We start from the raw sequence: 23257 nt of genomic DNA, 5'->3' as shown, positions 1-23257 counted from the left end.
TGTCATGTCCTAAAATACGTTGACCATTTTTAGGTTATTAATTAATTCAAAAATACGGATTTGTAATCGGAACATTGATAACTTTTTTTAAAAATTCCCTTCGGTTTTTAAAAAAGTTACCAACATTCCTTACGCAACCTTTCGTGCATAGGATTTATAAGGTTGTTGGTTGTATTTACGATGTACTTCTTGTGGAGTTTTTAGCTCTAAACTCCAATGTAAACGCTCGTTATTGTAAATTTTTACGGCTTCTGCAATCATTTTATTAGCAATTTTGATGTTTTTAATTGTTTTTTTTAATCCGAATTCATATTTTAAAATTCCATTAATTCGTTCTGCAACAGCGTTTTCGTATGGATCATATTGTTGGGTTGTACTTAATATAAATCCTTTATTTTGAGCAAATTCAGAGAAATCTGGGCAGCAATATTGTATTCCTCTATCAGAGTGATGAATGATGTTTTTATGTTTGTGAATGCAGTTTTTGTAAGCCATTGCTAAAGCTTCTTTGACTAACGAAACTTTCATGTTATCATCTAATTTCCAACCCATTATTTTCTTTGAATAGGCATCTGTTACAAGAGCTAAATAGGAGTGACCACCATCGACTTTGATATAGGTGATGTCGCTTACAAAGACTTGTTCTGCGTGACTTAAAGTCAAATCTTTGAGTAGGTTAGGTGATTTGAAAAAGAAGTGCTTAGAATCGGTTGTAATGTGAAAGCGTTTGGTTTTCTTAACTAATAAGCCATAACTTCTAAGTAAGTCAAATAAAGCATCTCTTCCCATTTTGATATTGTTTTCTATCAAATCATTTTCAATGTGTTCTATAAGTTTTCTTGTGCCTGTTTTAGGCATTTTGATTCTGATTTTGCGCACTAAATCGAGAACAATTTCGTGTTGTTGTTCTTTAATAAAATCGTATTTAATTCTTTGATAATAAGCCTGTTTACTTATTCCGAAGCATTGATAGAGCCACTTTGTTTTGAAAGGTTTAGTCGCTTTTTCTCTATCTCTTTTGCTAATGCTTCGGGCAAATACTTTTTTGAAAGATGCTCACCTGTAATGTTTTCAAAATCTGCAATAATGTCTTGTTGAAAGTCTTTTACAAACTCCAGTTCTTCAATGCGTTGGCGTAGTTTTTTTAATTCGTCGTTTTTGCTCATGGCTTTAGATTTTGATTCAAAGTTAGACAATTTCTTAATCCAATACGCAAGAGTTGTACGAGAAATGCCGTATTTTTTAGAAGCATAATTAGCTGAAATCTGTCCGTTGTTGATTTCATCAATGATAGAAAGTTTGAGATCAAAACTTATTTTTTGATAATCATTTTTTCGACAGGGTTGTTTTTTTGGTGTTTCCATAGGATACTAAAAGTGTTTAATTTTTAGTCAACCTATTTTAGGACGAGAGGAATCCATACTTTGTTCAAATTGAATCACTATCGAGAAAAAAATATGTTATTGATCCAGAGAATAGAAGCATGTCAACATTATGGTATTTTGAACGTGTTAATGGTCAATATAAGGAATCTTTAAATAAATTAACTACTCCGTCTCAACAAAGAAAATTCAAAGAACAAAATCCTACCAATCAGAAGTTTGTTAAATCTGATGTTGCTAAGTATATAAATATTTGGGAATTAGAACCACATTATGTATCGCAAGGTGCTCAGAAAAACTTTATTCATTATACTAAAAAGATTAATGAATTAGTTAAGAAAAATAAATTTCCTGGTGAGAATTTTTATAAAAAATTAATTGCTAATGCTATTCTTTTTAAAGTTGTTGACAAACTTTTTGGTCGAAAAAACATTGATGCCATTGGTGATACCAATTTAAAATCGTTCACAGTTGCTTATACATTATCTTATTTATATTATTTGACTGACAACAGAATTGATTTATGGAAAATTTATGAAGAGCAACGAGTTGATGCAAGAATAGTAAATGAATTGCAAAAATTAATTGTTTTCGTTTACCATCAATTGGTTAAATCTTCAAATAATTCGCTTATTTCTGAATATGCTAAAAGAGAATCAAGCTGGAAGTTATTAAAAGATGAAAATTATAAATTCAATTTTGAACAATATTCTGATTGTTTCATAACAAAAGAACAAGTTTTAGCAAGGGAAATAGAAACAGAAGAAATTGATAACAAATCAGAAAATAATTTGATGAGTATCAATAAAATTTTAGGTTTCGGTAATAAGTTCTGGGATGGTGTTTCAAAATGGTCAATGAATATTGAAGAATTTAAAGAATTTTCAACTGATATATGGGAAATTGCAAGTAAAATTAAAAGAGCCAAAAATCTTAATAGTAGAGATATTGCAATTGGTAATAAATTAATTTCACACATTGAAGAAAATAATATTAGTATTGATACTATTAAATCATTATCAAATGAAGTAGAAGTAGAAGTGATTGATATTAAGGCAATCTATGATAGATTAAAATTAATTTCTAAAAGTGACTGGTCTAAAATATTTGACTTAGGTGAACAAACTAAAATTTTTGATAACTTAGAATTACAAAATTTAAAATCTGTACAAAAATCAATTTCAAAAAGTGAAACAGTAAAAGAGGTTAATGTTGTAAATGCTTTAAAATCAATTAAAAAATTAGTTAAATTTGGATTGAATTTTTAGTTTTGGATGATTTCATTATTTAGTAAATTCATATTTGTATTTATTCATTATCTCATTCACCTGCACAAAAACCGTCTTTAGTCCAAGTATTCCTAAAGCCGCTTCTTTGTTTGTTTCATTTCACTAATTTCATTTCTAACAACAATAACGTTTTTTATTGCTTAATATTAAAAAGTTAATTAAGTGTAATGCAATACTATTTTTGTCGCAAATATTTCCTTTTTTTGCGACAAAAACTAAACAAAACAACTCTTTAAAGAGCTTATAAACTGATAATTATAAAAAATAAAAATTCAAAGAGGGGTTCGGAAATTAAGAGTGTACTCCGTGGGTATATTTTGTAACAGACTTAGAATACATTTGTTACAATTTTAAAAAACAGCTGATGTATTTACTGGAAAATTTTTGCGTAAAATTAAGCTTTACTGGAAAATATGACTTCGTTTTCTAGTAAAAGACACTTTTAGTGGAAATTAAAATCAACTGCCAATGTATTTATGCTGGAAAATTTTTGCGTAAAATAGTGTTTTACTGGAAAATAATAGCTAATTTTGAGTTTTAAAAGCAATTATAATGGAAAATAACATACCAATCCACCTTCAAGAAATCATTTTTGCAACAAGCGATATAGCTTTAAATCGTCAATTAAGTAAACTGGAAGAAGAAGGGCAAATAAAAAAAATTGCACCACGTATCTATACTTCAAACTTCAATGAATCGGAAGAAATAATCATTAGAAGAAATATTTTTACCATTCTTGGTAAACTATATCCAGGAGCAATAGTAAGTCATCGTTCCGCTTTAGAATTCAAACCTACATCAGCGAATCAAATATTTGTAACCTACACATATACAAAGAAAATAGAGTTACCAGGCATAACAATTCGTTTCATGGAAGGAATGCCTGCAATAGAAGGAGATAACCCATTTTCGGGAGAATTATTTGTATCACAACAAGAAAGAGCATTTTTAGAGAATTTACAATCTTCACGTCAAGTGGGACCAACCTCCAAAACCATTACATTACCAGAAATTGAAAACAAACTAGAGCAAATTGTACAAGTAAAAGGAGAAGAAGGACTAAACCAATTCAGAGACAAAGCAAGAGAAATAGCAGAAAAGCTAGGAATGCAATCGGAGTTTGAAAAACTAAACAAACTAATAAGCGCTTTACTAACAACAAAACCTTCCAAAATACTAACTTCACCAATGGCAGTGGCAAGAGCTTTGGGAAATCCGTATGACAAACATCGTTTAGAATTATTTGAAAAACTGTTTATAGAATTACAGCAACAGCCATACAAAGACCGGCAAGATGTAAATACAGAAACTAATGCTTTTAGAAACTTTGCTTTCTTTGAGGCTTATTTTTCAAACTATATCGAAGGAACTATTTTTGAAATAGAAGAAGCCAAAAGCATCATTCAAACCGAAATACCAATTCCAAATCGTGATGAAGATTCACACGACATTTTAGGAACATATAAATTAGTAAGTAATCAAAAGGAAATGAGTACGACACCATCAAATCCTGATGAACTACTAAACATATTACAATACAGGCATCAAATACTTTTAGCAGCCAGAACCTCAAAAAAGCCTGGTCAATTCAAAGATAAAAACAACCGCGCAGGAGAAACTCATTTTGTCGACCAAACTTTAGTAAGAGGAACTTTAATAAAAGGATTTGACTATTATCAAGCTTTGCAAGAACCATTTGCCAAAGCAGCTTACATCATGTTTATGATAAGCGAAATTCACCCATTCCTTGACGGAAACGGAAGAATCGCAAGAGTAATGATGAATGCCGAATTAGTAAAAGCTAATCAAACAAGAATCATAATTCCGACAGTGTACCGCGATGATTATTTGGGAGCATTAAGAAGACTAACAAGAAATGATGATCCAGCAGTTTACATAAGAATGTTACAAAGAGCACAAGAATTCAGCGCAACACTAATAGCAAACGACATGGAAGCATTAGAAAATCACTTAACCCAAAGCAACGCTTTCAAAGAACACGACGAAGCAAAATTGAAGATACTTCAGAAGTAATTAGATCATCTACATAATACCATCCACTAGCTTGATTACTTAAATCAATAGTTTCATTTGTCAAATTATAAGAATGTCATTCAAAGTCGTTATTTTCTAATACATCAATTAGTATGAATTCATGAATGATATTATTGCTTAAGGATCTAATATGCAACAATATTTTTTTTTACAAAACGCATTTTTTAAAGCTGAAAAATAGTGTTCTTTTACATTAGATGGTTAGTAAAGAAAATTCATTATTTTAATATAAAATAATTTTTTTTTGAAATTATTTGGAGTAATTATAAATAATAATTCTATTTTTACACCTATGAAATGGTTCAATATCATATTATCACTATACATCTTAATGCTTTCGGCTTATCCTTGTGCCGATGAGCATAGCGATTATTATTCTAGTGGTGATATAAATATTGAAGCAAATCACGACAATCATTCGCACCAATCCGATAACGATTTATGTTCACCTTTTTGCGTGTGTAATTGTTGCGGACAACAAACACTAACCTTTTTAGAAATACCAACATTTCATTTTTTAGTACGTTTTCAAGAAATAAAATCTTCTATTTCTTTTTATAAATCAACTTCTTTTTCAAATTTCTACGGAAGTATTTGGCAACCGCCACAAATAGCATAATGATGCCCGAGTAGTTTCGGGTTAAAGAGTTGTGAAAATTTCACAAAAATTAATTGGCTCCAGTAGTCTCTTTTACTCATTCATTATTCTATTAAAATGTTAGATAAAATCATACAGTTTAGTATAAAGAACAAGTTCATTATACTTTTATTTACGCTTGCACTTGTTGCTTGGGGTAGCTATTCCATTAAGATGCTGCCACTAGACGCATTGCCAGATGTAACCAATAATCAAGTTCAAATTATTACTTCGGCACCAACTTTAGCCAGTCAAGAAGTAGAACAACTAATAACCTATCCACTAGAGCAATCCGTTAGAACAATTCCTAGAGTTATTGAACTGCGAAGTATTTCTCGTTTTGGCTTATCGGTGGTAACCGTTGTTTTTGAAGACGACGTTGATATTTATTGGGCAAGAGAACAAATATTTCAACGATTGGCAGAAGCCAAAGAAAATATTCCAGCTTATGCAGGTTCACCAGAATTAGCACCAATATCTACAGGACTTGGCGAAATTTACCAATACGATGTGTACGCCAAAAAAGGATACGAAGATAAATACGATGCAGCAGCATTAAGAACAATTCAAGATTGGATTATCATTCCACAATTGCAAGGTGTCGAAGGTGTTGCTGAAGTAAGTACTTGGGGTGGAAAACTAAAACAATATGAGATTGCAGTAAATCCAAATAAACTAAACAGTTTAGGAATTACAATCACTGACATTTTTGATGCAATCGAAAAAAACAATCAAAACACAGGTGGTGCTTACATAGAAAAAGACCAATTCTCTTATTTTATTCGTGGTGTTGGTATGGCTACAGGAATAAAAGATATTGAAAATGTGGTAGTCAATAACAAAAACGGAACACCAGTTTTAGTTAGAAACGTGGCTACAGTAAAAGAAGGAATTGCAATGCGATATGGTGCCTCTACTAAAGATGGAAAAGGCGAAATTGTTTGCGGAATGGCCTTAATGCTCAAAGGCGAAAACTCTAAAGAAGTAGTCGAGAAAGTAAAAGAAAAAATGATTCAAATCAACAAAACTTTACCTGAAGGTGTTGTTGCAGAAGCGTTCATCGATAGAGGAAAATTAGTTGACAATGCTATCGGAACAGTTACTAAAAACTTAATTGAAGGAGCATTAATTGTAATTTTAGTTCTAATTCTTTTTCTAGGAAATCTTCGCGCAGGATTAATTGTTGCTTCTGTTATTCCTTTATCAATGCTTTTTGCGGTTATATTGATGAATCTTTTTGGTGTCAGCGGAAACTTAATGAGTTTAGGTGCAATCGATTTTGGTATTATTGTCGATGGTGCTGTTATTATTGTCGAAGCTACAATGCATCATTTATTCAAACTCAAAAAACAAAAACTTACGCAATCAGAAATGGATGCCGAAGTATATAATTCAGCTTCTAAAATCAGAACAAGTGCCGCATTTGGCGAAATTATCATTCTTATTGTCTATTTGCCAATTCTTGCATTAGTAGGAACAGAAGGAAAAATGTTCAAACCAATGGCATTGACAGTTGGATTTGCTGTTATCGGTGCATTTGTTTTGTCATTAACCTATGTACCCATGATGAGTGCGATGTTCTTGTCTAAAAACACCGAACATAAAACTAATTTTAGTGATAAAATGATGGCTTGGTTTGAAAGCAAATATGCATCATTTTTAAACAAAGCTTTACAAATAAAAAAGACCGTTATCATTTCATCAGTAGCACTTTTTGCCTTAGCTTTTTTTACTTTTCAAAATATGGGTGGTGAGTTTATTCCAACTATTGAAGAAGGCGATATAGCAATCAATGCAACCATAATGACAGGTAGTTCACTTTCACAAATGATAAAGACTACAACGGCTTATGAAAAAATGCTTAAAGCAAAATTTCCAGAGATAAAAACAATAGTTACCAAAATCGGAAGTGGCGAAATTCCAACCGATCCAATGCCAATAGAAAGTGGTGATTTGATTATTGTTCTAAAAGACAAATCCGAATGGACTTCTGCTGATAATTGGGAAGATTTAGCCAATCTTATGAAAGAAGAAATGGAAGCTATTCCAGGAGCAAATATCGAAATTTCACAACCTATTCAAATGCGTTTTAACGAACTTATGACAGGTAGTAGAAGCGATATTGCTATCAAAATATTTGGTGATGATTTAGAAACATTAGACAATAAAGCAAAAGAATTAATTAATAAAATTAGTAAAATTGAAGGTATCGGAGATTTAAAAGCCGATAAAGTTACAGGTTTACCGCAAATAACTGTAAAATACGATTACAATATCATTGCACTTTATGGCTTAAACATTACCGATATAAATAAAATTATCCGCTCTTCGTTTGCAGGTGAAAGTGCAGGTAAAATATACGAAGAAAGCAAACGTTTTGATGTTGTGGTTCGTATGGATGAAACCAACAGAACTGATATTTCAGATGTAAGTAATTTGTTTATACCATTGCCAAATGGTCAACAAGTTCCATTATCACAAGTAGCAACAATAAGCTATGAGCAAGGTCCAGTTCAAGTTTCTCGTGAAGATGGAAAACGAAGAATAACAGTTGGTTTAAATGTTCGTGGTCGTGACGTAAAAAGTGTTGTCGAAGAAATTCAAGAAAAACTCGATACTAACTTTAAACTTCCAGCAGGGTATTATATAACTTATGGTGGTCAGTTTGAAAATTTGGTAGAAGCTAATAAACGCCTTTCGGTAGCTTTACCAATTGCTTTAATATTAATTGTAGTGTTATTATTTTTTACATTCAATAGTATCAAACAAGCACTACTAATTTTTACAGCTATTCCATTGTCAGCAATTGGTGGTGTTTTTGCTTTATGGCTTCGTGGAATGCCTTTCAGTATATCAGCCGGAATCGGTTTTATTGCACTTTTTGGAATAGCAGTTTTAAACGGAATTGTACTAATTTCTTATTTCAATCAACTCAAAAAAGAAGGTATTTCAAATCCATTGCAAAGAGTTTTAATAGGTACTAAAACACGTTTACGTCCAGTATTAATGACAGCAGCTGTAGCATCATTTGGATTTTTACCAATGGCATTATCTACAAGTGGTGGAGCCGAAGTTCAAAAACCATTAGCAACAGTAGTAATAGGTGGTTTAGTGTCTGCTACAATGCTTACGCTTATTGTTTTACCTATTTTATACTTGCTTTTTGAAACTACAAAAAGAAAAGGTTTTTCCATTAAAAAAAAGGAGCTAACTGATAATTAATATACACATTTACAAATGAAAACATCAATATCAACAATCTTTTTGTTACTAATTAGCTCTTTTTCATTGGCTCAAAATGCTCAAACTTTAACATTAGAGCAAGCAATTGATTTAGCTAAAAAAAACAACATCGATTTAAAAATAGCAGATAAGGAAATCGAAAAGCAAACTGTCTTAAAAAAGACAGCTTTTCAAACAGATCCTTTACAAGTGCAATACCAAGGCGGACAATTCAATAGTGTTCAATACGATCATAATGTTTCTATTCAACAATATTTTCCTATTGGTAAAATCACTAAAGCCAACCGTCAATTGCAAGAAGAGCTTGTAAAATTGGCAGAAAAACGAAAAGCATTAACCGAATATGAAATAGAAAAAGCGGTAACAATTGCCTATTATCAATATTTATATGGTGTTTCAATTCAAAAACTGAATACGGAGTTACTAGATATTTATTCTAAATTTCTAAAAAATGCAGAGCTGCGTTTTGAAACAGGCGAAAGTGGAAAAATTGAAGTTATAAGTGCTAAAGCAAAAGCAAAAGAAATTGAAACCCAAAAAGAGCAACTCGAATTGGAATTAACTATTTATCAAAAACAGTTACAGTTTTTTGTACAAACAGAAGATACTATTTTGCCAGATACTTCAACAGCATTACAATATCCAATGATGTTAACTAAGGATAATACTAAAATTGAAGGTTTAGTAAATGACTATTACCAACAACAAATTGCAGTATATCAAAAAGAAGCCAATACATTCAAAGCATTAAAATCACCTAAACTTGGATTGGGCTATTTCGGACAAACCATCGATACAAAATCCTATTTTCAAGGATTTACAGCAGGAATACAAATTCCATTGTTTGGAGGTGTTAATAATGCTAGAGCTAAAGCTGCAACTTTCAGCATGGATCAATCACAAATGGAATTGGATAAAAGCAAATTAGCATTGAAATTGCAAAAAGAACAATTGCAAAATGATTTTGAAAAGCAAAAAAAAGCAGTCGATTATTATCAAAAAGAAGGGTTGCAATATGCTGACCAAATCATTGCTACAGCTCAAAAAAGCTACGCAAATGCAGATATGAGTTATTGGTCATACATCAGTTTTTTAAATCAAGCTATCGATATTAAAAAACAAAATGCCGAGGCAATCAACGCTTATAATCAAAGTGCCATTCAATTGCAATTTCCATCATTCAACAACAATTAATATTCAACGATATGAACAATATAAAAATAAATAATAGGTTGAGAACAAGAATTAATACTAATATCTTGTTTCTTGTTTCTTGTATCTTTCTTCTAACTTCTTGTCAAGAAAAGAAAGCAGAAGAAAACCACGAAGAAGAAAAATCTGAAAACGAAGTGGCACTAACCGAAGCGCAATTCAAAACAGTAGGTATTGAATATGGAACTATTGAAAATAAAAATCTAAATAAAGTTATCAAAGCAAATGGTTTCACAGCAGTTCCGCCACAAAACGCAGCTAATATTTCAACTCTAATAGGTGGAACAGTTAAAGATATTTTTGTTTTAGAAGGAACTTTTGTCAACAAAGGAAAAGTTTTAGCAACTATTCAAAATTTAGAAGTTGTTGAAATGAAAGAAGACTATAATGCTGCAATTGCAAACATCGAATACCTTCAATTAGAATACAATCGTCAAAAAACATTGAGCGATGAAAATGTAAATCCTAGAAAAATTCTTCAAGAAGTAAAGGCAAAATTAGCAGTTGAAAGAGCTAGAGCACAAGCAGCAAAAAACAAATTGAATACATTAAACATGAGTACAAACGGAAGTAGTGCTCTAATTCCTATTGTTGCTCCAATTAGTGGTTATGTTGGTAAAATAAATATAACCAAAGGCGCATTTGCAGAAACAGGAACAGTTCTTTTTGAAGTGATAGACAACAGTCAAATGCACTTAGATTTGAACGTTTACGAAAAAGATTTAGCATCAATATCAGTTGGTCAAGAAGTTGATTTTGTATTGACAAATCAATCCAACAAATCCATAAAAGGGAAAATATTTGGTATCAATAAATCCTTTTCTAACGAAAGTAAAACCATAGCAGTTCACGCCAAAATTAATCCATCTGATACAAAAGGATTGATTTCAGGAATGTATGTTTCTGCAAACATCAATATAAACAATGCAACCGTTCAGGCACTTCCAAAAGATGCAATTGTAAAAAACGGAGATAAGTATTTTATTTTTATTCAAGAAGAGCATCAAGAAGAAACAGCTAAAGCGGAACCAAAAGACGATGGTCACAATCATGCAGAAGGCGAAGAGCATCATGATGATGAAAATGAAACACCAACCCACAAAGAAGTTCATTTTGAAGCCATTGAGGTAATTCCAGGCACAACAGATTTAGGATATACAGAAGTCAATTTTGTATCAGAAATTCCTGCCGATGCTAAAATTGTTGTTAAAGGAGCATTTTATTTACTTTCAGCAATGAAAGGTGGTGGTGAACATGTACATTAAAATTTTAAGATAATACTAAAATCATATCAAATGAAAAATTCAATTCAAAAGACAATCCTTTTTTTAGCAGTATTATTTTTTGCTAGCAATTCTATTTCTGCTCAAAAACAAAAAACAAATCAAAAAGCAGTAATAAAAACATTATTGCATTGTGATCATTGTAATGAATGTGAAACTTGTGGACAAAAATTTAAAACTGAAATGCTCAAAATTAAAGGCATTAAAATGTATGAGTTAGATGATAAAGCAATGACTTTTACGGTTTATTATAATTCAAAGAAAACCACTTTGCAAGCTATTAAAGAAGGAATTTCTAAATTAGGTTATGATGCCGACGATGTAAAAGCTGATCCAGCTGCTTATGAAAGGTTAGACGGATGTTGCAAAATATAGTTATGAAGTTTTATATTAAAATGCCAAGTAAATTAATTCCTTATTACAAGCAAGAAATAGCATTATATAAATCTTATCTTGATGAAGCTAATTTTCAATTAAGTTGGAAACATTTAGAAAGAGCACACATACTTGCACAGAAATATCCATTAGAACATACAGCAGTACATTGGAAAATGCTTTTGTTTGGAATAAAAATTAAAAAAACTAAAGAAATAATAGGTCAAATCCCAAGATTATTGGTTGGAGGTATAAAATCATTTGTTGGTAGCGTTCCAGTTGGCAATACAGGAGGTTCAAATGTGCCACCACTAAAAAGAATGGAAATTGATTCAGAATTATTACAAATTATTAATTCTAACTCTTAATATAGTTATGAAACACCAACATAAATATGATGCTAACGGAAAGCAAATCTGTTGCTCATTAGAAGAAAAAATAAATAAAACCACAGAACATCATTCCGATGATGATGGTCACGACCACGATCATTCTAGCGAAGAAAAATCAACCTTTCAACAATTTTTACCAGCAATAATAAGTTTTGTTTTGTTGTTGGTTGCCATTGGTTTTGACAACTATTTTACACAATCGTGGTTTACAGGTTGGGTACGAATTGTTTGGTACGTTGTTGCATATTTACCAGTTGGATTTCCTGTTTTAAAAGAAGCTTTTGAAAGTATTCGCAAAGGTGAAATATTTTCAGAATTTCTATTAATGAGCATCGCTACAATTGGAGCTTTTGCCATTGGTGAATATCCTGAAGCTGTTGCCGTAATGTTATTCTATGCGGTTGGCGAAGTGTTTCAAACTTTAGCAGTTACAAGAGCAAAAGCAAACATTAAAACGCTATTAGACCAACGACCAGATGAAGTTACCATAATAGAAAATAATGTTGCCAAAACCATCAAAGCATCCGATGCTAAAATTGGAGATACTATTCAGTTAAAATCAGGAGAAAAGTTAGGTTTAGATGGCGAACTTCTTTCAGATAGTGCCTCATTTAATACTGCTGCATTAACAGGCGAAAGCAAACCAGATACTAAAGAAAAAGGTGAGGTAGTTTTAGCAGGAATGATAAACTTAAATACGATTGCTCTAGTAAAAATTACAACTGCTTATGCAGATAGTAAACTGTCTAAAATTTTAGAACTAGTTCAAAATGCAACGGCTCAAAAAGCACCAACCGAATTATTTATAAGAAAATTTGCTAAAATATATACTCCAATTGTGGTTGTATTAGCGGTATTAATTACTGTTTTGCCTTATTTTTTTGTAGCAAATTATATTTTTAACGATTGGCTATACAGAGCATTAGTTTTCTTGGTTATATCTTGTCCTTGCGCATTAGTAATAAGTATTCCTTTAGGATATTTTGGCGGAATTGGAGCAGCATCTAAAAACGGAATTCTTTTCAAAGGAAGTAATTTTCTTGATGTAATGGCTTCCATTCAAAATGTGGTGATGGATAAAACAGGAACAATGACCGAAGGTGTTTTCAAAGTTCAAGAAGTAGTTTTCAATTCCGACTTTAATAAAGAAGAAATACTTCAAATGGTCAACGCTTTAGAAAGCCAAAGTACACATCCAGTTGCAACAGCCATTCATCAGTTTGTTGGTAAAATTGATAATACAATCGAACTAAAAAATGTAGAAGAAATAGCAGGTCACGGCTTAAAAGCAAATATTAAAGAAAAAGAACTATTAGTTGGAAACTTTAAACTAATGGATAAATTTTCAATCTCTTATGATATTGATCCAACAACAATTGTCTACACTTTAATTGCAGTAGCTTACGATAAAAAAATCGTTGGTTATCTTACCATTGCCGATAGTATAAAAGAAGATGCGCAAGAAACAATAGATAAGTTAAAAGCACTAGGTGTAAAAACTACTATGTTGAGTGGCGATAAAAATACAGTGGTTCAATTTGTGGCTCAAAAACTTGGAATTACAAATGCTTTTGGCGATTTACTGCCAGAAGATAAAGTAAACAAAGTCAAAGAAATAAAATCAAATAACGAAACAGTTTGTTTTGTTGGTGATGGTGTAAACGATGCGCCAGTAGTAGCATTAAGTGATGTTGGAATTGCAATGGGCGGATTAGGAAGCGATGCCACAATTGAAACAGCCGATGTAGTGATACAGGACGATAAACCAAGCAAAATTGCAATGGCAATCAATATTGGTAAACAAACCAAGAAAATTGTTTGGCAAAATATTATTTTGGCTTTCACAGTAAAAGCAATTGTTTTAGTTCTTGGAGCAGGTGGTTTAGCAACTATGTGGGAAGCGGTTTTTGCCGATGTAGGTGTTGCTTTATTAGCAATATTAAACGCGGTTAGAATACAAAGGATGAAGTTTTAATGTAAATAATTTAAATATAAAATGATGTTTGTTGTAAAAGACAAGCATCATTTTTTTATATCATTATCTCATTCACCTGCACAAAAATCGCTCCTAGTCCAAGTATTCCTAGCATCAATTCTTTATTTGCTTCATAGCCTGTCCTGAGCTCTGTCGAAGGGCTAATTTCATTTCTATTAACAAGGGCGTATTTTTCGTTTAGTTTTAAATTGATATTTTTGGCTTCCATAGGGCACTCCTTCCCAACGCTCAAAAAAAAATTACTGTCATGGTTTTTGGTACAAAAACACGTTCGCAAAGCGACTCATGCCAGTAATTTTTTTTCCCAAAGCTTCTTTACATAATGTGGCATTATAGGGCATTAAAAGCGTTTTTATTGTTTTTTTGGTTTTTCAATGCCCTATAATAACATTATGTAAAAAAGCCGCGCACCCAACGCGCAAGGCAGCGGCTCCAGGACAACTTTTTTTATTGCTTCCTCGCACCAGCCTGCAATAAAAAAGACCGTCCTTCACCGCTGCCACTACCAATCGGCAGTGTGTGTTTTTAAATCTCTTTTTGAATTTTTAGTTAGTGTTTTATCTGTAAGGTTTTGGGCTTTTATTCTATATACTTTGTGGTGATATAGGATAGTATTTGCATTGACTTTGTAAGTGTATAAAAATGCTTAACAACATTTGACTTTAAAAACAACATCAAGGAATAAGCATTTTTATACACCCACAAAATCAAAAGGGGACAGCAAGAGTATTATTTTTTATTTGCCAGAACATTCACGATACATTGGTTTCACGATGGCCTGATGCCTTAACCCATTCCAAAACAACTATGCACTAATTACTATTTACTAATCACTTTTAGCAAGGCATCAATCCATCATAAAACCAATCAGAACATCCCAATAAGCAAATAAAAAATAATACACTTGCTCGCGCTACTGCCATTCCGCACTCGGTAGTATAATGCATTGTTTTTTGAAGATGCTTTCCTTTTTCAAAACAAATATTCTTCTGATTTACAAATCCGGATTACAATAGACTCACAAAGCATCCTCAAAAAACAAACCCACTAAAGAGTATTAAATTTTAAAACAGGATAAAAGCATTGTAATTGATTTGCCGATGGTTGTTTATCCTGTTTTAAAATTCAATACCCTTTAGAAGACGACCTGATTTCAAAACAAAATCCCAATAAACACAACTCCTTCCGATTCAACTCCGATTACATAACAACTATGATTGGATATTTCAAAAAAAAATAAATAAAAAAAAGAGAGCAAAGATAAGTTCCAGGTTTACAAAAAATCAAGTTCAAGCCCTACGGGTTTCGGATAAAATCTCCACCTTATCAGGTAGTATTTTACCCGAAAAACTTGCTTTTTTGAAACCTTCCACTAGACGAATGGCTTTCTTTTTTTTTTTTTTTTCTTTTGAAAAAATTTAATGGGCGGAGCGTAGCGAGGCACACCTGCATTTCATAAGAAAATCTAAGGAAAATTGAAAATTTAATCAATTTTTAAAAGCCGAAGCCATGCTGAAATTTATCATTAAAACCCACAGAAAAGACACTATTTACACAAAACCGCATTTATTCCTACTTAACAAAGGGATGAACAGCGGAAAGCCACAAAAAGAGCCATTTACAAACAGTTTCGTTATCATTTTTGAAAACGAATCTGATTTTGATACCATAAATTTAACTGCTTATGCACTTTGGAAAACAAAATTTTGGCATCAATTCCTTAAAGGTTCAGTAATCCCATTTTTGAGCTTACAAGACATTAGAAAGGAATTTTCAATGAAAGTTAATCGAGAGATAAAAGACCACGAAGAACACGTTAAAAGCGTTCAAGCTTTAAAGCTTTTGGAACAAAGCGAAAAACGTTTCCATGAAAATCTAAATCTTATAAACGATATGCGCAGAGTAATTCTACACCGCTACTGCAACCGATGATTTGATTTTGAAAAGAATTGAATCTACTTTTTTGCACTTTGTAAGCTATTTGAGTGCAACATAAAAGCAATATAAACGCACCGCTTAAATAAATCGGATAAAAACGATGCAAAGCATAGTTAAGCAAGGTTATAAACTAAAAAAGCTCCGTAAAACGGAGCTTAATTTAGTTACTGAAGCAATACTTTTTTATTATTCTACTTTTTCTTCAGGTGCAATTTTCGGTTCTTCTTCCGATTTTACTCCAGTTTGTGCAACTGCTGAAACAACAGTTCCACCAAGTAACAAATAACCTGCTGCGGTTACAATTCCAGCAGGTAAAGCAACAGGAGAAGCTAATATTGCACCACCAACAGAAGCTAAAGTGATTCCGATGGTTCTTAATACTTTGAACCATTTTGGCGTTGGAGCTTTCACACGCTCAACAACACTCATATTTTTATTTTTCATTGTCTTGATTTTTAAAAATTGAAATTTCTAATGTTTGAACTCGTTTTTCTAGGTATTCTACTTTATGGTTTAATAAATCATTGCCACTTTTGAACTCGGTTTTAATGATTAAAGCCATAGTTTTTACTTCAACCAAATCTTTCTCCATTCTTTTGAAATCGGTATGTAATTGCTTGATAAAATAAGCCACAACCGAAAGCAGAACACTAATTAGAGAGCCAAAAAGCACTGTGATATTATTTATATTTTCCATTGCGAGCTGATTTTAAAATTGAAAATTAGTTTCAATTACGATTTTGTTTGAAGTGCTTTTGGCCAGGTTAACCAATTTCGGATATACCATTTTATAAGCTGCAATACTTTGAGTAACCACATATTCACCTTCAGTAAAAGTGAAACCAAAACCACAAAGCGGACATCCAGCAGTTTCTTTGATGGTGTTTCCGGTGTGGATATAAACAAAACTAAAATTTGGAATTCCTGTAATTTCAATCATTCCTTGATGAAGCTTTCCAAATGCTTTTTTGTAGTTTACATTTTTTGCTCCGACAGTATTTAATTTTAATGTGAATTCTCCAGATGGGATGGCAGTTTGTGTTGGAACCTTTTCAGCTCTGATTTTATCTTCTAACAAATAGCATTGAAAAATATCATTGATATACAACTGACTTAACGTGCTATTTTTGCCCTGTGCTATTCTTATTATTTTGCTTTTCATTGGATGAATAGATTTGAAGTTAAATAAAAAATTCCTCACTTTTGGTGAGGAATCTTTAGGATTTTCTTTTAGAAAACGTCCTCAACTTTTAAGCAGTTGCCACTTGCAAACAAGTAGTAATTTGCTCCAACTTGTTGATAGAATTCTATTCCGATACATTGCAATACTGAAGTATTTGCAGTTGGTACAGCAGCATTTGGTAATGTTGCTGTAATTGTTGTAAGAGGAACAGGACTAAACAAATCCAAATACCCAGAGTATTGAATGTTGTTTACTTCATTCAATGCTGCATCCATTGGATCATAGCTGTTTGTGGTTGCATTGTATTCAAAATCACTTACAACTGTTAAAGCTGTAATTAATCTGAAATGCGTTGCACCAGAAGGAGCATTAACCAAATTCAATGGATTAAAAGCAGGAACTACAAAATCACCTGTTTCTCTCGTTGGTTCGTGAGTCACAGAAAACGGAGCATTGAAAATACCATTGAAAGAAACGTTTTTGTCAAATTCAAAACCTTTAAGGTAATTTCTTTGTGTTGAGATTTCGATTTTACGATAACCTCTCGCTTCTGTTTGGTCTTCAAGGTTGATTTTCTTCATAATAGAAGTTAATCTTCCAGTTACTTGGCTGTCTGCCATTTGTTTCATCAATTGAGATAATCCTGTGCGAATTGCTTTTCCAGCTTTGGCGCAAGCACCAAATTCGTTCATATTCTCACGAGTTCTCTCAAATTCAGGTGCAGTTAAAACTTGGTCACCTGTTGGTCCGCCTACCATGCCTGCAAAGTAGCCTTCCTGTCCTTTAATTTTAAAGTGTCGAACATCACCTAGAGTTCCTACATACTTTAAAGCGCCTTTTTGTCTTGCCATTTTTTTAAATTTTAAAACGTTAATAATTAATGAATTTTGATTTAACAAAGTTCAATGATTATCTTTGATTATCAATAACTTAAAACATTGAAAATCAATGCAATACAACGCAAAAGCACCGTATATAGTGGAAACCCATTGGCAAATTGAAGAAGTGCTTGATGGAGATAGCATCATCATTTGCAATCGTTTCACTCAAATGAAAAAAGAAATCCGTCTTTATGGTTTGGATGCACCAGAAGTAAAGATTAATAGAAAGATGATTGAGGACGAAGAGAAAAGCCATTTACCAGCTCATTTACTGATTCAATTTGGTTTGCAGTCCTTACAGTTCGTTTTGTCGGTTGCACCGCCTAAAACGATAGTTACAATCATTACAGAACAGGAGAACTATTACGACTATTGGAATAGACAATTAGGATATGTAATCCTTCCAGGAGGAGAATGTTTAAATGATTTGCTTTTGATCAATGGGTATGCAAAAGCAACAAGTCAATATTATTGTAGTAGGATAGGAGAATTCTTAGATTTTAATCGTCAAGCGCAGCTTGATAATAAAGGAATTTACAGCTTTGTAAATAAGTTCTAATTTGTTGTACTTATGTTGTACTTATTGGATTTTGAGGATGTAAAATATCAGTAAAATCAATACCTTACAGGCGTAATGGTGCTAAACGGCTGTTATATGTTGGTCGTTCTTTCAAGTCTCCAATTCACAAAGTTTTCACGTTTCGTTATTCTATTTCGTTTAGTAATTTTTTTAGTTTCTATTTTTTAAGCGGTTTCTACGGCACGCTCGGTGCGTTGGAAAAATTAGCTTTTTTGGTTTTGTTTTATTTTTAGGTTTTTCAACTGTTGTTTTTAATTTTTAAGTAGAAAAAACGTCTTTTATAAACTTAAAAAACCTAAAAATAGGCGAAACCAAAAGTGCTAATAGCGTTGGCATTCAAAAAACGTCTGATTTGGCATCGTGTGCGGATTTTTCATCCGCACTTGTGCCAAGCTAACGTAAATGTGAATTTCAAAACTGAACTTTTAAGAATTCCATTTTCGGCAAAGTTTTTCTTCAATATTTTTCCGCAACAATTTCCATTTCCAATTTCCGTTTCAACTTTTAGTTTTTTAAGTTTTGATCATAAAAATTTCGATAGAGTAGAAGCTCAATTTTTTAGATTCTGAATGTAAAAATGTGATTTAGAAATGAAAGTTGATTTTTAAAACTTCACGTGTTTAGAAACGTGAAATCGACTAACATATAACGTTTTGCTGCTTCTGGCAGTGGCGTAATTTATTCACTGACAACAACAAATATACCGAATATTTGAAAACGAAAGTTGTATTGTAAGAAAAAAGATTTTCACAGAAGTTTTATAAATAAATCCCGAGCCTAGCCATTGCTAGAAACAGCTGTTGTGCGACGGTTTAAATATTTATAAAGTTAATGTTTATAACGTTCTATTTCAAACTTAAATTCTGCTTTTGTAGTTTCCCAAACATCTATATTTTTATCTTTTGCAATCGAAATTATTTCTTTTTTATCATTTTCGGAAGTTTTAAGTCCCAATATGACTTCTTTGATATGTTTATTTTCTAATTCTATGATTCTGTTAGGCTTTTCAGTATTATATATATTCATAACTCTGATCTCTTCTTCATATTCCCAATCTAAACTTTTATAAAAATATTTTAATTCATAAGAATTTTTTCTTTTGTTTAAGGGATTTAATTCAGGATAGTCAATCGAGTATTCAACTCTTTTTACTTTACCGAAGAATTGAGAATATCTCAACCTTTTTTCATCGAATCCAACACAATAACCTTTATGATTATCTGCGTAATGAGACCACATTAATATTGAATTCCAATTTTCACTAAAGCAACCAATTCCAACACTCTTGTCATCTATATCATTTCTTATAACTTCTGAACGAACTTGATAATGCAAAGTGTCATTTAATCTTTCGGATAATATTTCTCTTCCATTTTCGACAGTTAAATTATTTGCTTTTAAATAATCCAAATTATTTTCTAATGCTTTTTTTATATACTCTTCTTTATTTTCTGTAGTTTTTAAGAATTTCATATGATTTTCATAAATTCTACAATCAAAAGGATCATTTAGACTGCTTGGTGAAGCCATAAAAAAATGATTTTTTTTAAGTAAGTCTTTGTGAAAATCTTCTTTCCAATTTCGATATTTATAAATTATTGGCGGATGATTATCTGGATTTGGCTCAAACATTGCTAAAAATGGATTGTTCAATAAAAAATCTCCCATTTTTTTCAATTTATTTTTATCCATAATATTTCAATAATTTATTTTATTTTCATTTTTCTACTTTTCACGATAAATCTCGCACAACGTTTGGCTGCTTCTGGCAGTGGCGTAATTTCGACACTAGCCAACACAAATATAACTAAAATTTAGTTTCAACAATTAAGTTTTATTAATAAATCCCAAGCCTAGCCATTGCTAGAAACAGCTGTTACCGGCTGGCTTTATTTTCATTAAGTATTATTCTTCTTCTTGTTCGACTCCCAATATAAGATTGTATATTGTTTCATTGATAATCAAATCATTTGGATTTTGAATTTGTTTTACGCTTCCATCCATGTATTGAATCTTCACAGAAGTTAATTTTGATTTTTCAACTATATCTGTAAACCAAACATAGTCAAAAGTGTATAAACCTTCTTCGTTAGGTTTTATTGGACCAATACATTTCACGGTTTGTAAGCTTACAACATCGTCGACTGCATTAATTCCTTTTACATTAAACCATACATATTTTATTGTCTTTTTTGAAATGTTAGCAAAAGAGACTTCGTAACCAGTTCCACTTGTATATTCACTTTGATCGAAAACTCTCGAGGTCTTAATAAGCATTCCATTTAAATTTCCTTTTGATGTGTAGAGTTTGACTTTTTCCTTAACATTCTTCTCAAGTTCTTCATTTTTTACTTTTATACTGTATAACAATTCGTCAAGAAGTTTCTTTTTTTGTAAACTGTCAATTGACTTTAAATTTTTTTCATCTTGTTCACTAATTTTTACATTTGATGTTTTTATAAAGTATAAATCATTGTTCCAATAAGCGTTATAATAATCAATGCTTTCATCTTTTTCACATTTAAAATAACCATAGAGTAGAATAGGTTCGTTTTCCTTTAGAATTTCCTTTACATCTAGTTTACAACCAAATATATATTCTTGACCAATAACAACATCAGCTTTTGATTTAGCACTTACAAAATTAACTTTTGTTTGAGAAAATATGAATATTGGAAAAAGTAAAAAGAAATATTTCATTTTTATGTACAATTTTATGAGGTTTCGTTGCGCTTGCCGGTAACGTGTCGCCGCTTCACGAAGTTGCGGATTTTCAACACTTTTGATTACAAATATAGACAAAATTTAGTTTCAAAAATTACCAATTCTGATAATTCCCAAACCCCGCAATTTCGTGAAACGGCTGTTGGCAGATCGGTTTTATTTTTCTTGATGTGACTCTTCTAAAATTTTATATTGTACTTTCAATTTGTTATAATTTCCTTGATACATTGTCAGAGAATCTCTTGCTGAATTCAATTCTTTTTCAGTTTCTTTTAAATCCTTTTCAGCTTCTTTTAAATAAAGTTGATTTGAGTAATTTAGTATTCCAAAAATTAATGATGTTATGCCTAAAAATATGCTTAAATAAAAACTAAAGCTATTTTTTTTGTTCTTATCACTTTCACGAATTATATCAAATCCTTTAGATTTAATTTTTGCATATGCTGAAATTTCATTTCTAGGAATTTTTCTACCTTCTAATTGAACAAACCAAAGACCTTCTTCAGAAATGAATTCTATATATTCACTTTTTTCTAAATATTCAACAAATCGTTTCATCTCAATTCTTTCAGCCATTTCAGGTTTTTCAGGAAAGTTATTTAGCAAAAATTGTTTAATATTTACTGGTTTATATTCTCCGTTTCGTTCAGAAATAAATTTTAAGGCTTTAATTGTTAAGTTATCTTTCATTTTGATAAAAATATTTTCTGTTTTCAGAATATAATAAAAGTAGATTTTTAAATTTAAACTAATTTCGTTCTGTTTTCCCAAACTGTCTGCCAACGTTCCCACGCTTGGCGTCAGTTGCGAACTTCGGAACTGATTATTTTCTGTTAAAGATAATATTTCTTGCGAAACGTGAACGTGAATTTACCACTAAATTCGCAATTGCGCCAAACGTGTGTTGGCAGATGTTATTTTTTTAGTTGTATTTTCCAAGCTAAATCAAAACTGATTACGTGTTCATATTGAAATTTATTTAAAGGATTTATATTATAAAGTGTTGGTTTGTAATTTAAACCAATAAAGAAATTATCTGTAACTCTAAAATATCCATTTGCTATTAATCCGAGTCCATAATTTGCTTTGGAAATTGGTTTATTTGAATTTGGAATATTTTCGTCATATTCGGTATTTTCTAATCTCCAATTATTTTTTGAATAATTAACTCCATAACCAAGGGCAAATCTATTAAATTTATGATTTTCCGTCAATGCTATTGATAAAGAACTTAATGACTCATATTCACCGTTATAGGAGATTGAAGCAGGAACTGGTGTAATAAAATCCATTACAGCACTTGCGTTCAAACTTAAAAATTTATGTTCACTATGATAATATTCAATTCCCGTTGACAAACCTAAAAAACCTGAACTATTTTTTTGAGATTCTCCATTTGGCTTAAAGTTGAAATTGTTGATCCATGGAATTGATAAAAACAAGTTAATTTGTCCTTTGTTTGTCTGATGCTTTTCGGTGAAATAATTTAAAATATCATCTTTAAAGTTTTTATATGATTTCCTAATAGGTGTATTGATTTGTGTGATTGTATCACTAATATTTAGGAAGTGAGTTTTACCATAATAAAATCTTTTACCGTTTGTTAAGTCAACTAAATATCCAATAGGAGCAAAATGTACAAATGATAAATTTCCATAAAGATATTTTGGATTTATTGATGGTTTTAAAGAATAATTTTTCTTTATAGTGTCTGAAATTAATACAATTGGCAAAACATTTTTTGACCGTTTAACTTCTATTTTTGCTGGTAAATTATAAATACTATCATATACTTTTACCTTTGTATTTGCAAATGATTTTATTTCCAATTTATATGTTTTCTTTGTGAAAATTGTTGCGCAAGAAGTTAAAGAAAATATTAAAACTATTGTTACTAATTTTTTTATCATTTTTTGTTTTTTCGTCTTTTTTGGGATAATATCTGCCAACGTTTTGCTGCTTCTGGCAGTGGCGTAATTTCGACACTAACCATCTCAAATATAACTAAAATTTAGTTTCAAATTAAGTTTTATTAATAAATCCCATGCCTAGCCATTGCTAGAAACAGCTGTTGGTGGATAGTGCCT

General features: G+C 31.3%; 20 protein-coding genes and 1 pseudogene. 11 read left to right on the top strand and 10 right to left on the bottom strand.

The window, feature by feature from the left end; translation table 11 throughout:
- Nucleotides 1-129: 129 nt before the first annotated feature.
- Nucleotides 130-957 carry an IS3 family transposase gene (locus O9267_RS13955; RefSeq protein ID WP_298180624.1) on the bottom strand — a complete coding sequence of 276 codons (828 nt, stop codon included), beginning with the start codon at nucleotides 955-957 and terminating at the stop codon, nucleotides 130-132.
- Nucleotides 954-1364, bottom strand: coding sequence for a helix-turn-helix domain-containing protein (locus tag O9267_RS13950; RefSeq protein WP_298180623.1), 411 nt, complete (start codon nucleotides 1362-1364; stop codon nucleotides 954-956). Before O9267_RS13950 ends, O9267_RS13955 begins: the two co-directional genes overlap by 4 nt.
- 62 nt (nucleotides 1365-1426) lie before the next feature.
- Here O9267_RS13950 and O9267_RS13945 point away from each other — a divergent pair.
- From O9267_RS13945 to O9267_RS13900, 10 genes and pseudogenes are all read left to right on the top strand, one after another.
- Nucleotides 1427-2650 (top strand): annotated as a pseudogene (locus O9267_RS13945) (AIPR family protein); the annotation flags it as partial.
- A 573-nt stretch (nucleotides 2651-3223) separates the two neighbouring features.
- A complete protein-coding gene (locus O9267_RS13940; RefSeq protein WP_298180621.1) occupies nucleotides 3224-4705 on the top strand; it encodes a Fic family protein in 1482 nt (493 codons plus the stop codon).
- A gap of 265 nt (nucleotides 4706-4970) precedes the next feature.
- Complete coding sequence (locus O9267_RS13935; protein ID WP_298180619.1) at nucleotides 4971-5345, top strand: DUF6660 family protein; 375 nt, start codon at nucleotides 4971-4973, stop codon at nucleotides 5343-5345.
- 96 nt (nucleotides 5346-5441) lie between these two features.
- The gene (locus tag O9267_RS13930) at nucleotides 5442-8585 is read left to right on the top strand and encodes a CusA/CzcA family heavy metal efflux RND transporter (protein ID WP_298180617.1); all 3144 of its coding nucleotides are present in this window, start codon (nucleotides 5442-5444) and stop codon (nucleotides 8583-8585) included.
- A 15-nt stretch (nucleotides 8586-8600) separates the two neighbouring features.
- The gene (locus O9267_RS13925; protein ID WP_298180615.1) at nucleotides 8601-9800 is read left to right on the top strand and encodes a TolC family protein; all 1200 of its coding nucleotides are present in this window, start codon (nucleotides 8601-8603) and stop codon (nucleotides 9798-9800) included.
- Between the two features lie 11 nt (nucleotides 9801-9811).
- Complete coding sequence (locus O9267_RS13920) at nucleotides 9812-11083, top strand: efflux RND transporter periplasmic adaptor subunit (RefSeq protein WP_298180613.1); 1272 nt, start codon at nucleotides 9812-9814, stop codon at nucleotides 11081-11083.
- Nucleotides 11084-11113: 30 nt separating this feature from the next.
- Nucleotides 11114-11476: a cation transporter gene (locus O9267_RS13915; RefSeq protein WP_298180611.1), complete on the top strand. Its 363-nt coding sequence runs from the start codon at nucleotides 11114-11116 to the stop codon at nucleotides 11474-11476.
- Nucleotides 11477-11478: 2 nt separating this feature from the next.
- Nucleotides 11479-11844: a DUF3703 domain-containing protein gene (locus O9267_RS13910; protein ID WP_298180610.1), complete on the top strand. Its 366-nt coding sequence runs from the start codon at nucleotides 11479-11481 to the stop codon at nucleotides 11842-11844.
- Nucleotides 11845-11851: 7 nt separating this feature from the next.
- Nucleotides 11852-13843 (top strand): heavy metal translocating P-type ATPase, encoded by a 1992-nt coding sequence (locus O9267_RS13905; protein WP_298180608.1) that lies wholly within the window; start codon nucleotides 11852-11854, stop codon nucleotides 13841-13843.
- Between the two features lie 1530 nt (nucleotides 13844-15373).
- Nucleotides 15374-15796: a hypothetical protein gene (locus tag O9267_RS13900; RefSeq protein ID WP_298180606.1), complete on the top strand. Its 423-nt coding sequence runs from the start codon at nucleotides 15374-15376 to the stop codon at nucleotides 15794-15796.
- 192 nt (nucleotides 15797-15988) lie between these two features.
- Here O9267_RS13900 and O9267_RS13895 read toward each other — a convergent pair whose 3' ends face one another.
- The 4 genes from O9267_RS13895 to O9267_RS13880 form a co-directional block, all read right to left on the bottom strand.
- On the bottom strand, nucleotides 15989-16246 hold the full coding sequence (locus tag O9267_RS13895; protein ID WP_298180604.1) for a hypothetical protein: 258 nt from the start codon (nucleotides 16244-16246) through the stop codon (nucleotides 15989-15991).
- Nucleotides 16236-16499, bottom strand: coding sequence for a hypothetical protein (locus O9267_RS13890; protein WP_298180602.1), 264 nt, complete (start codon nucleotides 16497-16499; stop codon nucleotides 16236-16238). The genes O9267_RS13895 and O9267_RS13890 overlap by 11 nt, the downstream gene beginning before the upstream one ends.
- Before the next feature lie 12 nt (nucleotides 16500-16511).
- Entirely contained in the window at nucleotides 16512-16964 is a 453-nt protein-coding gene (locus O9267_RS13885) for a DUF5675 family protein (RefSeq protein WP_298180600.1), read from the bottom strand.
- A 68-nt stretch (nucleotides 16965-17032) separates the two neighbouring features.
- The gene (locus O9267_RS13880; protein WP_298180598.1) at nucleotides 17033-17836 is read right to left on the bottom strand and encodes a hypothetical protein; all 804 of its coding nucleotides are present in this window, start codon (nucleotides 17834-17836) and stop codon (nucleotides 17033-17035) included.
- A 97-nt stretch (nucleotides 17837-17933) separates the two neighbouring features.
- On the opposite strand from O9267_RS13880, the gene O9267_RS13875 reads away from it, so the two are divergent.
- Entirely contained in the window at nucleotides 17934-18425 is a 492-nt protein-coding gene (locus tag O9267_RS13875) for a thermonuclease family protein (RefSeq protein ID WP_298180596.1), read from the top strand.
- Nucleotides 18426-19274: 849 nt separating this feature from the next.
- Here the strand turns inward: O9267_RS13875 and O9267_RS13870 are convergent.
- The 4 genes from O9267_RS13870 to O9267_RS13855 all read right to left on the bottom strand — a co-directional run bounded on the left by O9267_RS13870 (nucleotide 19275) and on the right by O9267_RS13855 (nucleotide 23080).
- Nucleotides 19275-20114: a DUF2971 domain-containing protein gene (locus tag O9267_RS13870; protein ID WP_298180594.1), complete on the bottom strand. Its 840-nt coding sequence runs from the start codon at nucleotides 20112-20114 to the stop codon at nucleotides 19275-19277.
- Between the two features lie 237 nt (nucleotides 20115-20351).
- Nucleotides 20352-21248, bottom strand: a complete 897-nt coding sequence (locus O9267_RS13865) for a hypothetical protein (protein WP_298180592.1) — start codon at nucleotides 21246-21248, stop codon at nucleotides 20352-20354.
- 78 nt (nucleotides 21249-21326) lie between these two features.
- On the bottom strand, nucleotides 21327-21860 hold the full coding sequence (locus O9267_RS13860) for a hypothetical protein (protein ID WP_298180590.1): 534 nt from the start codon (nucleotides 21858-21860) through the stop codon (nucleotides 21327-21329).
- A 224-nt stretch (nucleotides 21861-22084) separates the two neighbouring features.
- The gene (locus O9267_RS13855; protein WP_298180589.1) at nucleotides 22085-23080 is read right to left on the bottom strand and encodes a hypothetical protein; all 996 of its coding nucleotides are present in this window, start codon (nucleotides 23078-23080) and stop codon (nucleotides 22085-22087) included.
- Nucleotides 23081-23257 lie beyond the last annotated feature (177 nt).

Origin of the sequence: Flavobacterium sp., assembly GCF_027531705.1 — a bacterium.
Classification (GTDB): Bacteria; Bacteroidota; Bacteroidia; order Flavobacteriales; family Flavobacteriaceae; genus Flavobacterium.
Note: the sequence above shows the minus strand (reverse complement) of the source record. Positions and strands in the feature narration are given on the sequence as shown.

Bases quoted from the DNA above. Each gene is read 5' to 3' on its own strand.
- O9267_RS13950 (WP_298180623.1), bottom strand. From the start codon at position 1,364: ATGGAAACACCAAAAAAACAACCCTGTCGAAAAAATGATTATCAAAAA.
- O9267_RS13940 (WP_298180621.1), top strand. From the start codon at position 3,224: ATGGAAAATAACATACCAATCCACCTTCAAGAAATCATTTTTGCAACA.
- O9267_RS13930 (WP_298180617.1), top strand. From the start codon at position 5,442: ATGTTAGATAAAATCATACAGTTTAGTATAAAGAACAAGTTCATTATA.
- O9267_RS13925 (WP_298180615.1), top strand. From the start codon at position 8,601: ATGAAAACATCAATATCAACAATCTTTTTGTTACTAATTAGCTCTTTT.
- O9267_RS13920 (WP_298180613.1), top strand. From the start codon at position 9,812: ATGAACAATATAAAAATAAATAATAGGTTGAGAACAAGAATTAATACT.
- O9267_RS13915 (WP_298180611.1), top strand. From the start codon at position 11,114: ATGAAAAATTCAATTCAAAAGACAATCCTTTTTTTAGCAGTATTATTT.
- O9267_RS13910 (WP_298180610.1), top strand. From the start codon at position 11,479: ATGAAGTTTTATATTAAAATGCCAAGTAAATTAATTCCTTATTACAAG.
- O9267_RS13905 (WP_298180608.1), top strand. From the start codon at position 11,852: ATGAAACACCAACATAAATATGATGCTAACGGAAAGCAAATCTGTTGC.
- O9267_RS13900 (WP_298180606.1), top strand. From the start codon at position 15,374: ATGCTGAAATTTATCATTAAAACCCACAGAAAAGACACTATTTACACA.
- O9267_RS13895 (WP_298180604.1), bottom strand. From the start codon at position 16,246: ATGAAAAATAAAAATATGAGTGTTGTTGAGCGTGTGAAAGCTCCAACG.
- O9267_RS13890 (WP_298180602.1), bottom strand. From the start codon at position 16,499: ATGGAAAATATAAATAATATCACAGTGCTTTTTGGCTCTCTAATTAGT.
- O9267_RS13885 (WP_298180600.1), bottom strand. From the start codon at position 16,964: ATGAAAAGCAAAATAATAAGAATAGCACAGGGCAAAAATAGCACGTTA.
- O9267_RS13880 (WP_298180598.1), bottom strand. From the start codon at position 17,836: ATGGCAAGACAAAAAGGCGCTTTAAAGTATGTAGGAACTCTAGGTGAT.
- O9267_RS13875 (WP_298180596.1), top strand. From the start codon at position 17,934: ATGCAATACAACGCAAAAGCACCGTATATAGTGGAAACCCATTGGCAA.
- O9267_RS13870 (WP_298180594.1), bottom strand. From the start codon at position 20,114: ATGGGAGATTTTTTATTGAACAATCCATTTTTAGCAATGTTTGAGCCA.
- O9267_RS13860 (WP_298180590.1), bottom strand. From the start codon at position 21,860: ATGAAAGATAACTTAACAATTAAAGCCTTAAAATTTATTTCTGAACGA.
- O9267_RS13855 (WP_298180589.1), bottom strand. From the start codon at position 23,080: ATGATAAAAAAATTAGTAACAATAGTTTTAATATTTTCTTTAACTTCT.